Consider the following 13,731-nt stretch of genomic DNA (forward strand, 5'->3'; position numbering starts at 1 on the left):
GGCTTAACGGTATCGCCGTTCGCGGCATGCGGGCGACGCCGACGGCGGCGGGCCGGCCTATTGACTAGACTCGAGTCCATGCCCGAGGAGAAATACGTCGCCGTAGTCACGCGGCCCGTCACTGCGCCGCAGCCCGGTGAAGCGGCGTTTTTCGACGTGGACAACACCTTGATGCGCGGCGCCAGCCTCTTCCATGTGGCCCGGAAAATGCACCAGCGCGGGGCGTTCACCCTGAGGCAGGCGGCTGGTATGGCCTGGAAACAGTTCAAGTTTGTGGCCCGCGGTGAAAACATGGATGATGTCCACGCCGTCCGGGACTCGGCCCTGACCCTGGCTGTGGGCATCAGCGTTGACGATATCCGGGCGTTGGGCGAAGAGGTCTATGACGAAATGATCGCCTCCCGGATCTGGCCGGGTGCCAAGGCCCTGGCCGAGCAGCACCTGCGCGTGGGCCGCCGGGTGTGGCTGGTCACGGCCACGCCCATCGAAGTTGCCACGGTCATTTCCACCCGCCTGGGCCTGACCGGCGCCCTCGGCACGGTCGGGGAAGTCTCCGACGGAATGTACACCGGCCGTTTGGTGGGCGATATCCTGCATGGCTCGGCCAAGGCCGTGGCTGTCCAGGCCATCGCCGACGAGGAGGACCTGGACCTGAAGCGCTGCTGGGCGTACAGCGACTCCTATAACGACGTCCCGCTGCTTTCCCTGGTAGGCCACCCCGTGGCCATCAACCCCGATGCCAAGCTCCGCCGGCACGCCCGCGACCGTAACTGGCCGGTCTACGATTTCCGTGCCGGCCGCCGCGCCGCCACCTTCGGGCTTAAGGTGGCAACCTTTGGCGGCGCCATCTACGGGCTGTGGAAGGGTTTCGCCCGGATGCGCGGCCCGCGCCTGTAGCTAGCTTTCACGCGCGTCTGGATATCCCGCGAGTCTGCCTGCCCCCGCCTGCAGGTTCCCGCACCGTAGCCTCCAGCGCACGAAAAAACGCCCGCCGCCTTTGCAGGCGACGGGCGTTCTCCACGCTGTTCGAAGTATTGCTACTTCTTGTTGCGGCGCTGGTGACGAGTCTTGCGAAGCAGCTTGCGGTGCTTCTTCTTGGCCATACGCTTGCGACGCTTCTTAATAACTGAACCCACGAAAGTTCCTTACAAACTAGATGCAGTACCTGTCTGATGGAAATGGTTCGTGGACAGAGCTACGAACTGGACAACTGACAGATTCTTACAATGACGTAAAACGTTCCTTAACAGGGTACCGCCTATCGGAGGCGGCTTGGGACAAGCTGCCTTAGGCTGTCTCGGAGTGACCGTCCACCACGGCACCCTTGAGGTACTGCTCCACGGCATTCTCAGGTACCCGGTATGAGCGGCCGAACCGCACTGCCGGCATTTCGCCGGAGTGGACCAGCCGGTAAACAGTCATTTTAGAGACGCGCATGACCTCGGCCACTTCAGCCACGGTCAGGAACTTCGCGTTGGAGAAGTTCTGTTCTGCCGACATTTCCCTATTTTCCTTTGCTGACGGATGGACAACAGTGACCCCAGGTACGTGCCAATGCGGTGTTCCGATGCTGAGCCATCCACCAATCACCTAAATAGATACTCTAGATGTTCATGTGGCAGATGTGAAAGTAGGTAAAGCCACTATTTCGCCTGCCGGCGCTTCCGCGCCGAGGCAGCCAACTGCTCCAGCACGGAGGCGGAAACGTCCCAGTCCATGCAGGCATCGGTGACGCTCTGGCCGTACACGAGTTCGGAGCGGCCGGCCGCATGCTCGGCAACGTCCAGGTTCTGGGCGCCGCCCACCAGGAAGCTTTCCAGCATCACCCCGGCGATCGCCTGCGCCGCGGCGCCCCCGTCTTCAAGCTGGGCACCGATCTCCAGCGCCACCTCGGCCTGGCGGTGATGGCTCTTGCCGCTGTTGGCGTGGCTGGCGTCAACCACCAGGCGCGGGTTCAGGCCCTTTCCGGCCAGCTCCCCGGACGCCCGTTCGACGTCGTCGGCTGAGTAGTTGGGGCCCTTGCGTCCGCCGCGGAGGATGACGTGGGTATCCGGGTTCCCGGCTGTGGCCACCAGTGCCGCCCGGCCGTCGCCGTCGATCCCCAGGAACGCCTGCGCCGCCGCCGCGGCGCCGCACGCGTCGATCGCCACCTGCAGGCCGCCGTCGGTCCCGTTCTTGAAGCCGATGGGCATGGACAGGCCGGAGGCCAGCTGCCGGTGGATCTGGCTCTCGGTGGTGCGGGCGCCGATGGCACCCCAGGAAATCAGGTCCGCCATGTATTGCGGGCTGATCGGCTCCAGGAATTCGGTGGCGGTGGGCAGTCCCAGCGCGGTCACCTGCTGAAGGAACTGCCTGGCGGTGCGCAGGCCGGTGACCATGTCGTGGCTGCCGTCCAGCCGGGGGTCGTTGATCAGGCCCTTCCAGCCGACGGTGGTGCGGGGCTTTTCGAAGTAGGTCCGCATGACCACCAGCAGGTCTTCCTTGTGCTTTTCAGCCTGGCTGACCAGCCGGCGGGCGTATTCCAGGCCGGCTTTGGGGTCGTGGATGGAGCATGGGCCTACGATGACCAGCAGGCGGTCGTCCACGCCGTCCATGATGGCCCGGACCTGGTCGCGTCCGCGTTCGACGACGTCAGCCGCCCGGGCGTCAAGGGGCAGTTCGGCGAGGAGCCCGGAAGGGGTGGGCAGCGCGGTGAATTCGCTGACGCGCAGGTTCGAGGTGGATGTGGTGCCGGCGTTGGCGGCTGCTGCTGTTGCGGTGCTCATGTTCGGGTCCTGTTCCAGATGGGAAGCGGGCCCGGATGTCAGAACCCGCCGGAGAAACGGCGAAGGGCAGAGAATGATCTCTGCCCTGTTGGCTCTGAAGGAATGCTGGATGCGTGTCAGTTAGACGCGGGCCCCTCCAGAGCCAACGAAAAATACGCATACCAACGGTTAGTCATGGAAAAGACCATAAGCCCGGCCGTCCGCCGCCGCAAAATCATCGTCCGTCACATTCCCGCGCCGGCCTACCCCAGGAGCTTGCGCAGGTACTGCAGCTGCCGGATCCAGTGGTGTTCCTGGCCGCCTTCATGGTTGTTGAACCGGTACACCTCGATCTCCTTGGCCGCCCCGGTGGAGGATGCCCCGGACGTCCCGGAGCCGTAGGCGTTGAAGCTGGCGAAGACCGTGGACGGCGGGCAGATGTCGTCCATCTGGGCCACCGAGTACAGCGCCGGTGCCGTGGCGTACCGGGCCAGGTTGACGCCGTCGAAGTAGTTCAGGACCTCGAGTGCGTGCTGGTACCGGTCGCGGTGGCGCGCCAGGAACTGGGCGATCTCCGGGTAGGGCCCGCGCGGGGTGATGTCGATGGCGCGGGGGAAGTCCTGCAGGAAGGGGACGTCGGGAAGGGCGGCGATGACGCCGTCGAGCCGTCCCGCAGTGAGGCCCGCCGTGGCCACCACGATGCCGCCGCCTTGGCTGACTCCGGCGAGGACCACTTTGGCTGGATCGACGGCGGGGTGGGCCTGGGCTGCCTCCACGGCGCGGAAGGCGTCCACGTAGACGCGCCGGTAGTAGTAGTCCTCGCGCTTCGCCAGGCCCCGGGTCATCAGGCCCGCGTGCGCTACGTCCCCGGCGGAGGGGTGCGGGTCCGGAGTGTCCCCCAGGGTGCCGCCGTACCCCTGGCCGCGGGTGTCCATGATGAAATGCGCGTAGCCGGCCTGGGCCCAGCGGGTGTCCTGGTTGACCAGGCCCCGGCCGCCCGAATAGCCCACGTAGTGCACCACCACGGGCAGCCTGGTGCCGTCTTCCCGGGCGGCGGGCAGGTGCAGCCAGCCCTTGACCGGCGCCCCGCCGTAGCCGGAAAAGGTGACGTCGAAAGTGTCGATGACCGTCAGGTGGTTCTCCACCGGTTCGAACGCGGCGTTCAAGGGGAAGGCCCTGGCTTCTTCGAGGGTGGCGTCCCAAAACGCGCCCAGGTCCTCCGGCGGCGTGACGTCGGAAGTGTAGCTGCGCAGCTGGGCCAGGGGCAGGTCGAAGAGGGGCATCGTTGTCCGTTCTGTCAGGGGTGGTTGGCGGCCTGGTTGCAGCCTACTTCAGCTTCACCGGATGATGACGACATCCAGCCGCCGGGGCCCGTGGACGCCTTCGACGCGTTCAAGCTCGATGTCCGAGGTTGCGCTCGGTCCGCTGATCATGGTGAGGGGCTTTGTTCCGTCCAGGCGGCGGAGCGCTTCGGGCAGGATCGCGGTGACGTCCCGGCTGCGCACCACGCAGACGTGGTGGTCCGGGATGAGCGAGATGGCGCGGCGGCCCTGGTCCGGGCTGCCGTCCAGGATGATGGTCCCGGATTCCGCCACGGTCACCGCACTGGCGGTCACCACGGCGTCTGTTGCGTCGAGCTCGGTGACGGACCTCGCTCCGTGCGCGCCGCCGTCGTACCTGATCCTGCTGGTGTCTGTCTCCCAGGCCAGCCAGGCCGGGTCCAGGCCGGCGGGAACCACGTAGGAGCCGGCCCCGGCGAGGAGGTCCCGGATGGTGGCGGGGACTGCGTCTTCGTCCACCACGGTGACTCCGGCCTTGTAGTCCTCCAACCGGTCCACCAGGACGTCGATGCGCTGCTGCGCGTCGGCCTCCCCGTCCAGCCGGTACTTCCGGGGGATGTCCGGGACGGCGGGGGCGTCCTTGAGTGCGGTGCGGACGGCCGCAAGGATCTGTTCTCGGGTGCTCATGGTCTCTTGTGCTCCTTGGCCCACCAGTCACGGAAGGACTGCGCCGGGGGCGCCGGGATGTCCCGGCTTTGGGTCCAGCCGGCGGCGAGGCCGGGCAGCTTCTTGATCTTCTTGTCCCGTCCGGCGGCGGCCCGGCCCAGGGGCAGGAGCTTTTCGACGGCGGCCAGGCGGCGTCCGCCGGAGAGCGCCCAAGAGGCGGCCTTGAGTCCCACGTCCAGCTCGGACGGCAGGCCGCCGCGGTGGGCGTCCACGTCCTTGCCGCGCAGGTGGACCAGGATGTCCGGGATGTTGATCTTCACCGGACAGGCGTCGTAGCAGGCGCCGCACAGCGAGGACGCATACGGCAACGAGCCGTTCTCTTCCGCCTCGATGCCGGTCATCAGCGGCGACAGGATGGCGCCGATGGGGCCAGGGTACGTGGAGCCGTAGGCGTGGCCGCCGGCCCGCTCGTAGACCGGGCAGACGTTGATGCAGGCGCTGCAGCGGATGCAGTGGAGCGCGGAGCGTCCCATCTCGTCGGCCAGGGCATTGGTGCGGCCGTTGTCCAGCAGGATCACGTGGAAATTCGACGGACCATCACCCTCGGTCACGCCGGTCCACAGCGAGGTGTACGGGTTCATCCGCTCGCCGGTGGAGGAGCGCGGCAGCAGCTGGAGGAAGACTTCCAGGTCGGAGAACGTGGGAAGCAGCTTCTCGATGCCCATGACCGTGATCAGGGTTTCGGGGAGGGTCAGGCACATCCGGCCGTTGCCCTCGGACTCCACCACACCCAGCGTGCCGGAGTCGGCGATGCCGAAGTTGGCGCCGGAGACTGCCACCTTCGCGGTGAGGAACTTGGCCCGCAGGTGGGCGCGGGCGGCCATGGCCAGCCGGCGGGGTTCGTCCGTGAGGCCGGGATCGACGCCGGGCATTTCCTGGAGGAAGATGTCGCGGACCTCAGTGCGGTTCTTGTGGATCGCCGGGACCAGGATGTGGCTGGGCTTGTCGTGGCCCAGCTGGACGATGAGCTCGGCAAGGTCGGTCTCGAACGCCGAGATGCCGCGCTCTTCCAGGTACTCGTTCATGCCGATTTCCTGGGTGGCCATGGACTTGACCTTGACCACCTCATCCACGCCTTGGGCGGTGACCAGCCCGTGGATGATCGCGTTGGCCTCGTCGGCGTCGCGGGCCCAGTGGACCGTTCCGCCGCGGGCGGTGACGTTGGCTTCGAAAGCCTCCAGGAGTTCCGGCAGCCGGGCCATGACGGAGGTCTTCAAGGCACTGCCCGCCTCCCGCAGTTCCTCCCAGTCCGGCAGCTCACCGGTCACGGCCAGGCGCTTGGCGCGGATGGTGGACGTGGCGTGCTTCAGGTTCTTCCGCAGCTGGCTGTTGCCGAGCTCGCGGCGGGCAGCGGACGGAAACTTCTCTTCGGCAAACAGGTTGCCGATGCCGGGGCGCAGGCCGGGCATCCCGATCGGGGTGCGGGACATTATTTGGCCACCACCTTGACGGTTCGCCCGGCGGGCCCGGGGACCGCGACCGGTTCCGTTTCGGTGCTGGCAAGGATTTCCGCCAGGTGGAGGGTACCTATGGTGTCTGCCTGCCGCGACAGGCCACCGCCGATGTGCATCAGGCACGAGTAGTCGCCGCCGGCGCACACGGACGCACCGGTGCTGCGGATGTTCGCTGTTTTGTCCGCCAGCATCGCTGATGAGACGTCGGCATTCTTCACGGAGAACGTGCCGCCGAAGCCGCAGCACTGGTCCGCTTCCGGCAGGTCCACCAGTTCCAGGCCCTTGACACCCCGCAGCAGCCCGGCCTGCCGGTCACCCAGCGTGAGCAGCCGCATGCCGTGGCAGGACGGGTGGTACGTCACGGTGTGCGGAAAGTAAGAGCCCAGCTGCGCCGCCGGGTTGGTGACGCCCAGGACGTCCACCAGGAGTTCCGAGAGTTCGTAGGTCTTCTTTCCGACGGCGTCAGCCCGCTCTTCCAGGGCGGCGTCCCCCGCGTGCCGGGCCACCATGGGGTGCTGGTGCTTCACCGAGGCGACGCAGGAACCGGACGGCGCCACGGCGACGTCGTAATCTTCGGATTCGAAGGCCCGCACGTGGTTGGCCACCACGGGAAGGGCTTCCTTGAGGTAGCCGCTGTTGACGTGCATCTGCCCGCAGCAGGCCTGCCCCTGGGGAAAGACCACTTCGTGGCCCAGGCGTTCAAGGACCGCCACCGTTGCTTGGGCGGCGCGTGGATACATGGCGTCCACGATGCAGGTGGCGAAAAGTGCGATCTTCATGGGTTCAATTCCTGGCGGCGTTCACGGGCAGGGGCGCGGGTTCGTAGCGGCGAAGGCTCGTTCCCGTCGCGATGATTTCGCGCAGCTGCGGCAGCCCGCCCGCGGCTGCCCCGGCCGCGCGGGCCTGTACGAGCACGTTGCCCAGGGCAGTGGCTTCCACGGGTCCGGCGATGACGGGACGTCCGGTGGCGTTGGCGGTGAGCTGGCAGAGCAGGGTGTTCTGCGAACCGCCGCCCACCACATGGACCACTTCCACGGCACGGCCGGCAAGGCGTTCGGCAGCGGTGATGGTCCGGGCGTAACCACTGGCGAGGCTGTCCATGATGCAGCGGGTGATCGCCGCAGGATCGTCGGGCAGGACCTCACCGGTGCGCCGGACCGCCGCCCGGATGCGCTCGGGCATGTTGTCGGGAGCGATGAAGTAGGGATCATCGGCGTTCACTTCCGGACCACCGGCAGGAAGGGCCGCGGCCGCCGTGAGCAGGGCGGTCAGTTCCGGCCGGAAGCCCTCCAAGGCCCAGGTCCGCTGGCATTCGCTGAGCAGCCAGAGCCCGCCCATGTTGCGCAGGTACCGGATGGTGCCGTCCACCCCGCGTTCATTGGTGAAGTTGGCTTCCCGGCCGGCCTCGGTCAGGACCGGATGCTTCAGTTCCAGTCCCACCAGCGACCACGTGCCGGAGGAAATGTAGGCGAAGGCATCCTTCTCCGCAGGGACCGCGGCGACGGCGGATGCGGTGTCATGCGAGCCGACGGCCACCACCTTCGTGTCCTGGGTAAGCCCCACCGCGGCGGCAATCTCCGGCAGCAGCGTGCCGACAGTTTCACCGGGCTGGATCAGCGGCGGGAACAGGTCCTTCCGTAAGCCCAGTGGAGCGAAGAACTCGGTGGCCCACTCCCCTGCCACGGCGTCGAACAGCCCGGTGGTGGAGGCATTCGTGGCTTCCGTCCGGCGGATGCCCGTGAGCAGGAAGGCGATCAGGTCCGGGATCAGCAGGGCCTGCAGCCCGTCGAGGTCCTGTTCCGCGGCCAACTGGTAGATGGTGTTGAACTGCAGGAACTGCAACCCCGTGGTGGCATAGAGGCGCGCGGGGTCCAGCTTGGCGTGGACCGGCGCCACTGCGGCCCGGCTGCGGTCGTCGCGGTAACTGAATGGCTGCGCCACCAGCCGGCCGGCCTTGGTCACCAGGCCGTAGTCCACGGCCCAGGTGTCAATACCGATGCTGGCAATGGTTTCCCCCTGTGCCGAGGCCACGGTGGCCGCAGCCCTAAGGCCGGCAAGGACTTCGGCGAACAACGCGTCGAAGTCCCAGCGGAGGCCGCCATCGATCTCCACCACTCCGTTGGGGAAGCGGAGGACGGTCTCCAGCGACACCCCGGCGCCGGGAGTCACGCGACCCAGCATGACCCGGCCGGACGAGGCACCGATGTCCACGGCGGCGAAGACGCCGGCGCCGGAACCAGCACCGTCAACGCCTGGAACGTGCGTGCTCATCGCAGGAAGGCTGCGGCCACTCCGGCGTCCACGGGGATGTGCAGGCCGGTGGTGTGGGACAGTTCGTTGCTGGTGAGGACGGCGGCCGCGTTGGCTACGTGCTCGGGCAGGACTTCGCGCTTGAGCAGTGTGCGCTGGGCGTAGTATTCGCCCAGCTTCTCCTCGTCGACGCCGTAGACCGCCGCGCGTTTTGCGCCCCAGCCGCCGGCGAAGATGCCGGAGCCGCGGACCACGCCGTCGGGGTTGATGCCGTTGACGCGGATGCCGTGCTCACCCAGTTCGGCCGCGAGGAGCCGGACCTGGTGGGCCTGGTCTGCCTTGGTGGCGGAGTAGGCGATGTTGTTGGGGCCGGCGAACACGGAGTTCTTGGAGGAGATGTAGATGATGTCCCCGCCCAAGCCCTGCGCGATCATGACCTTCGCGGCGGCCTTGGCCACCAGGAAGGAGCCCTTGGCCATGACGTTGTGCTGCAGGTCCCAGTCCTTTTCGGTGGTTTCCAGCAGCGGCTTGGAGATGGACAGTCCGGCGTTGTTGACCACCAGGTCCACGCCGCCGAAGGCCAGGACGGCGGCGTCGATCGCCGCGGCGACCTGGGCCTCATCCGTGACGTCCGCCTGGACGCCGATGGCAACGTCCGGGCCGCCGAGTTCTTCGGCCACATTCTGCGCATTCTCGAGGTTCAGGTCGGCGATGACCACGCACGCGCCTTCCGCGGCGAGGCGGGTGGCGATGGCCTTGCCGATCCCGGATGCCGCGCCGGTCACCAGCGCAATGCGGGTGGCGTGCGACTTGGGCTTTGGCATCCGGGCCAGCTTGGCTTCCTCCAGCGCCCAGTATTCGATCCGGAATTTCTCGGATTCCTCGATGGGTGCGTAGGTGGAGATGGCCTCGGCGCCGCGCATGACGTTGATGGCATTGATGTAGAACTCGCCGGCAACCCGGGCGGTCTGCTTGTTGGCGCCGAAGGAGAACATCCCCACGCCGGGCACCAGCACGATGGCCGGGTCGGCGCCGCGCAGCGCCGGCGAATCGGCATCGGCGTGGCGGTCGTAGTACGCCTGGTAGTCCTCGCGGTAGTCGGCGTGGAGCTCCTGCAGCCGGGCAATCGAATCCTCGATGGAGGCGTCGGCCGGAAGATCCAGGATCAGCGGCTTGACCTTGGTGCGGAGGAAGTGGTCCGGGCAGGAGGTACCCAGGGCGCCCAGGCGCGGGTGCTCGGCGGCTTCGAGGAAGTCCAGGACGACGGCGTCGTCGCTGAAGTGCCCCAGCTGCGGCTTGTCCGTGGAGGCCAGGCCGCGGATCACCGGTGCCAACGCTGCGGCTTTGGCACGGCGTTCGGTTTCCGGCAGAGCGCCGTAACCCGGGAGCTTGGCGCCGAAGGGCTCGGCCGTGCCGTTCTCTGCGATGTACTTTTCGGCCTGGTCGATGATCCACAGGGAATTGGCTTCCGCTTCTTCGCTGGTGGCGCCCCAGGCGGTGATGCCGTGGCCGCCCAGGATGGTGCCGATGGCCTGCGGGTTGGCGTCCTTGATCGCTGCGATCTCCAGGCCCAGCTGGAAACCGGGGCGGCGCCAGGGAACCCAGACCACTTTGTTGCCGAAGATCTTGGTGGTCAGTGCTTCCCCGTCAACGGCGGTGGCAATGGCGATGCCGGAGTCCGGGTGCAGGTGGTCCACATGGGCGGCGTCCACCAAACCATGCATCGCCGTGTCGATCGACGGTGCGGCCCCGCCCTTGCCGTGCAGGCAATAATCGAAAGCCGCCACCATCTCGTCTTCACGCTCAACGCCCGGGTACACGTTCTTCAGGGCGGTCAACCGGTCCAGCCGGAGCACGGCCAGGTTCTGTGGCTTCAGCGTGCCCAGGTCCCCACCGGACCCCTTCACCCACAACAGCTGGACGTCCTCGCCCGTGACCGGGTCCTTCTCGATGCCTTTGGCGGAGGTGTTCCCGCCGGCAAAGTTGGTGTTCCGCTTGTCCGCGCCGAGGCGGTTGGAACGGGAAATCAGGTCTTCAACAGTCTTGGCTGCGTTCTGCATGTTCATGCCCTTTATGCGCCCCATCCGGCTTGCTGGCCGCCTGCGCGGTCCTCGTTGATCTGTTTCTGGTAGCCGCTGGCCTTGTAGGCAGCGATCGGGTCCGCGGGCAGGCCGCGGGATTCACGCCATTCAGCCAGGATGGGCCGGACGTCGGTGTAGAACGCATCGTTGAAGATGCCGTTCGCGGCCAGCACGTCCCCGGCGCGCTGTGCCTCGCCCAGGGCGGTGGTGTCCACCAGCAGGGCGCGGGCCGTCATCTCCTGGACGTTCAGGACCGAGCGGATCTGTCCCGGGATCTTCTCCTCCAGGTTGTGGCACTGGTCCAGCATGAGGGCGACGCCGGCCTCTTTCCCGAAACCGCCGCCACGGATCACCTCGTGCATGATGCGGAAGAGCTGGAACGGATCGGCGGCGCCCACGATCAGGTCGTCGTCGGCGTAGAAGCGCGAGTTGAAGTCGAAGGACCCCAGCTTGCCCAGGCGAAGCAGCTGCATCACGATGAACTCGATGTTGGTGCCGGGGGCATGGTGGCCGGTGTCCAGGCAGACGAACGCCTTCTCCCCAAGTGCCAGGGTCTGCGCGTAGGACGTGCCCCAGTCCGGGACATCGGTGTGGTAGAAAGCCGGTTCGAAGAACTTGTACTCCAGCACCAGCCGCTGCTCATCCCCCAGGGCCGCGTAGATTTCCTGCAGGGATTCGGCCAGCCGGTCCTGCCGGCCGCGGATATCGTCCTGGCCCGGGTAGTTGGTGCCGTCCGCCAACCAGATCTTCAGGTCGCGTGAGCCCGTAGCGTGCATGATCTGGATGCAGTCCAGGTGATGCTCGATGGCGCGGCGGCGCACCGACTCGTTGGAGGAGGTCAGGGAACCGAACTTGTACTCGTCATCCTGGAAGGTATTGGAGTTGATGGTGCCCAGCCCCACCCCCAGGCCGGCGGCGTAATCCTTCAGGGCTGCGTAATCGTCCACCTTGTCCCACGGGATATGCAGGGCCACGGTGGGGGCCAGCCCGGTCAGTTCGTGGACTTTGGCGGCATCGGCCAGCTTTTCCTGGACCGTGCGCGGCGTGCCGGGCGTACCGAACACCTTGAACCGCGTGCCTGAATTTCCATAGGCCCACGAGGGGACCTCGATGGCAAGCTCCTCGAGCCTGCCCAGCGCCGTTGCTACGTCGTTCATGATGTTCTTTCCGGTGTGTGGTTCGTGTGGTTGTGGTGCCCCGCTGCTGGAGCCCTGTTGCTGTTGGTGCGAAAGTTGTGCGCGCAGGCGGTCAGCCTGCGGATGCGCTGGCCGCCAACTGGCTGTCAAGGTTGAAGACTTCCTCCAGCACGCGGAACCCCTCATCGGGCGCCTGGCCGGAGTCTTCAAAGAGTGTTGCCATTTCCGCCTGCCACCTGGCGTTGACATCCGTCAGGGCCATCCGGGCGCGGACGGCGTCGAAGTCGTCACATTCCACGTACCCCACCAGGAGCCCGTCGTCTCCCAGGAACAGCGAATAGTTGTGCCAGCCGGCTTCTTTGAGGGCGATCAGCATCTCCGGCCATACCGCTGCGTGCCGGCGGCGGTACTCGTCGATGAGCGCCCGCTGGACCGAGGAACGGAAACAGACCCTCATTGGTTCTCCTGTTCAAACTCGCGTTTTTTTGAATCGTTTCATTGTTACGATTCAAAGTACAGTTGAACCTGAGCAGGTGTCAAGCAATGGCAGAGAACTTTTGATCGTCCGCGCGGGACACCCGGCCGCGGACAGACCAGCACGGAGATTCGATGAACCGGACAGCAAGTATCAAGGACGTCGCCACCCACGCAAGCGTGGCCGTGGGAACGGTCTCGAACGTCCTGAACTACCCGGACCGGGTATCGGAGCGGACCAGGGAACGGGTCCTGCGGGCCATCGACGAGCTGGGCTTCGTCCGCAATGATGCCGCCCGCCAGCTCCGGGTTGGCCACAGCCGCACCATCGGCCTCATTGTCCTGGACGTGGGCAACCCCTTCTTCACCTCCGTGGTCCGCTCGGCCGAGGACGCCGCCGCCCTCCAGGGCAGCGCCGTGCTGCTCGGGGACAGCGGACACGACGCCGGCCGCGAAGCGAATTACATCGACCTCTTCCAGGAGCAGCGCGTTCAGGGCCTGCTGATTTCCCCGGTAGGCGATGTCACGGACCGGTTGGACCTCCTCCGCGAGCGCGGCGTCCCCACCGTCCTGGTGGACCGGCTGGCTGACGAATCCAAGTTCAGCTCCGTGGCAGTGGATGACGACGCAGGCGGTTACCTCGCAGCCCGGCACCTGCTGGACACCGGCCGCCGCCGGCTCGCCTTCGTGGGTGGCCCCACCTCCATCCGCCAGGTGGCGGACCGCCTCGAAGGCGCCCGCCGGGCCGTCAAGGAGGAACCGGACGCCACCTTGGAGGTGCTGGACTCGGAGGGCCAGACGGTCCTTGCCGGCCGAAGCGTGGGCGACATGCTGGTGCAGCGGGGCCGCGCGGAGCTGCCGGACGGAATTTTCTGCGCCAACGACCTCCTGGCCCTGGGCGTCATGCAGTCCCTCACCATGACGCACACCTTCCGCATCCCGGAGGATGTGGCATTGATTGGTTATGACGACATCGATTTTGCGGTTTCCGCCGTGGTCCCCCTGTCCTCCATCCGCCAGCCCACCGAGTTGCTGGGGCGGACGGCCATCGAGCTGTTGTCCGAAGAAGTGGAATCCCAAAACCCTGTCCACCGGGCGGTAGTGTTCACGCCCGAGCTGGTGGTACGGCAGAGCACGGCCGCGCCGGCAGCCGGCTGAGCCGCGGGTCCGCTACTTGTCCGGCTGCAGCAGCCATTTCATGGACTCGGACCGGGACGTGAAGAAGCGCGTGGGGCACGGCGGAATGTGGACGCCCAGGAAAAAGTTGGCGATGATCCGGTCCACCGGGCTTGCCCCGAGCAGGGCGATGCGGTTGGCCGCGCACGGGATGGAGAAGACCCCGCGGGCTTCCCTGCTGACAGACTCCGTGGTGGCCATGTCCACCAGCATGGGGTAGCTGCCGTCGCCGGCGATGTCGTTGACCGTGGCCATTGCTGCCTGCGCATCGTGGATTTCGATCCGTACCTTGGGCTCCCAGATGAGATGGAGAATGCCGTCCGGGCCCAGCTCCACCGTCCCCTTGCCGCCGTCGACCAATACGGGTTCCATGTCCCGCCTCCCTCCAGTGGGCAGATGTACGCCTCCTA

14 protein-coding genes are annotated in these 13,731 nt (G+C 66.6%); 2 read left to right on the plus strand and 12 right to left on the minus strand.

Annotation, left to right across the window (positions count from 1 at the left end):
* Positions 1-78: 78 nt before the first annotated feature.
* On the plus strand, positions 79-897 hold the full coding sequence (locus C563_RS0109300; protein WP_018761776.1) for an HAD family hydrolase: 819 nt from the start codon (positions 79-81) through the stop codon (positions 895-897).
* 140 nt (positions 898-1,037) lie between these two features.
* Here C563_RS0109300 and C563_RS22105 read toward each other — a convergent pair whose 3' ends face one another.
* The 11 genes from C563_RS22105 to C563_RS0109350 form a co-directional block, all read right to left on the minus strand.
* A complete protein-coding gene (locus C563_RS22105) occupies positions 1,038-1,136 on the minus strand; it encodes a 30S ribosomal protein bS22 (protein ID WP_003792170.1) in 99 nt (32 codons plus the stop codon).
* A 151-nt stretch (positions 1,137-1,287) separates the two neighbouring features.
* Positions 1,288-1,500: a helix-turn-helix domain-containing protein gene (locus C563_RS0109305; protein ID WP_018761777.1), complete on the minus strand. Its 213-nt coding sequence runs from the start codon at positions 1,498-1,500 to the stop codon at positions 1,288-1,290.
* Positions 1,501-1,643: 143 nt separating this feature from the next.
* On the minus strand, positions 1,644-2,765 hold the full coding sequence (locus C563_RS0109310; protein ID WP_018761778.1) for a 3-deoxy-7-phosphoheptulonate synthase: 1,122 nt from the start codon (positions 2,763-2,765) through the stop codon (positions 1,644-1,646).
* A gap of 242 nt (positions 2,766-3,007) precedes the next feature.
* A complete protein-coding gene (locus tag C563_RS0109315; RefSeq protein ID WP_018761779.1) occupies positions 3,008-4,027 on the minus strand; it encodes an acetylxylan esterase in 1,020 nt (339 codons plus the stop codon).
* Positions 4,028-4,081: 54 nt separating this feature from the next.
* The gene (locus C563_RS0109320) at positions 4,082-4,711 is read right to left on the minus strand and encodes a LutC/YkgG family protein (RefSeq protein ID WP_018761780.1); all 630 of its coding nucleotides are present in this window, start codon (positions 4,709-4,711) and stop codon (positions 4,082-4,084) included.
* On the minus strand, positions 4,708-6,180 hold the full coding sequence (locus C563_RS0109325) for a LutB/LldF family L-lactate oxidation iron-sulfur protein (RefSeq protein ID WP_018761781.1): 1,473 nt from the start codon (positions 6,178-6,180) through the stop codon (positions 4,708-4,710). Before C563_RS0109325 ends, C563_RS0109320 begins: the two co-directional genes overlap by 4 nt.
* A complete protein-coding gene (locus tag C563_RS0109330) occupies positions 6,180-6,983 on the minus strand; it encodes a (Fe-S)-binding protein (protein WP_018761782.1) in 804 nt (267 codons plus the stop codon). The genes C563_RS0109325 and C563_RS0109330 overlap by 1 nt, the downstream gene beginning before the upstream one ends.
* 4 nt (positions 6,984-6,987) lie before the next feature.
* A complete protein-coding gene (locus C563_RS0109335) occupies positions 6,988-8,475 on the minus strand; it encodes a rhamnulokinase (protein ID WP_018761783.1) in 1,488 nt (495 codons plus the stop codon).
* Entirely contained in the window at positions 8,472-10,520 is a 2,049-nt protein-coding gene (locus C563_RS0109340) for a bifunctional rhamnulose-1-phosphate aldolase/short-chain dehydrogenase (RefSeq protein ID WP_018761784.1), read from the minus strand. The genes C563_RS0109335 and C563_RS0109340 overlap by 4 nt, the downstream gene beginning before the upstream one ends.
* Positions 10,521-10,525: 5 nt before the next feature.
* The gene (rhaI, locus tag C563_RS0109345; RefSeq protein WP_018761785.1) at positions 10,526-11,692 is read right to left on the minus strand and encodes an L-rhamnose isomerase; all 1,167 of its coding nucleotides are present in this window, start codon (positions 11,690-11,692) and stop codon (positions 10,526-10,528) included.
* Positions 11,693-11,783: 91 nt separating this feature from the next.
* Positions 11,784-12,128 carry an L-rhamnose mutarotase gene (locus C563_RS0109350; RefSeq protein WP_018761786.1) on the minus strand — a complete coding sequence of 115 codons (345 nt, stop codon included), beginning with the start codon at positions 12,126-12,128 and terminating at the stop codon, positions 11,784-11,786.
* Between the two features lie 152 nt (positions 12,129-12,280).
* Between C563_RS0109350 and C563_RS0109355 the strand changes: the two genes are divergently transcribed.
* The gene (locus tag C563_RS0109355; protein ID WP_018761787.1) at positions 12,281-13,303 is read left to right on the plus strand and encodes a LacI family DNA-binding transcriptional regulator; all 1,023 of its coding nucleotides are present in this window, start codon (positions 12,281-12,283) and stop codon (positions 13,301-13,303) included.
* Positions 13,304-13,315: 12 nt separating this feature from the next.
* Here the strand turns inward: C563_RS0109355 and C563_RS0109360 are convergent, their stop codons facing one another.
* Positions 13,316-13,693, minus strand: a complete 378-nt coding sequence (locus tag C563_RS0109360) for a DUF7793 family protein (RefSeq protein ID WP_018761788.1) — start codon at positions 13,691-13,693, stop codon at positions 13,316-13,318.
* Between the last annotated feature and the right edge of the window lie 38 nt (positions 13,694-13,731).

The sequence above is a fragment of the Arthrobacter sp. 135MFCol5.1 genome (assembly GCF_000374865.1).
Taxonomy (GTDB): Bacteria; Actinomycetota; Actinomycetes; order Actinomycetales; family Micrococcaceae; genus Arthrobacter.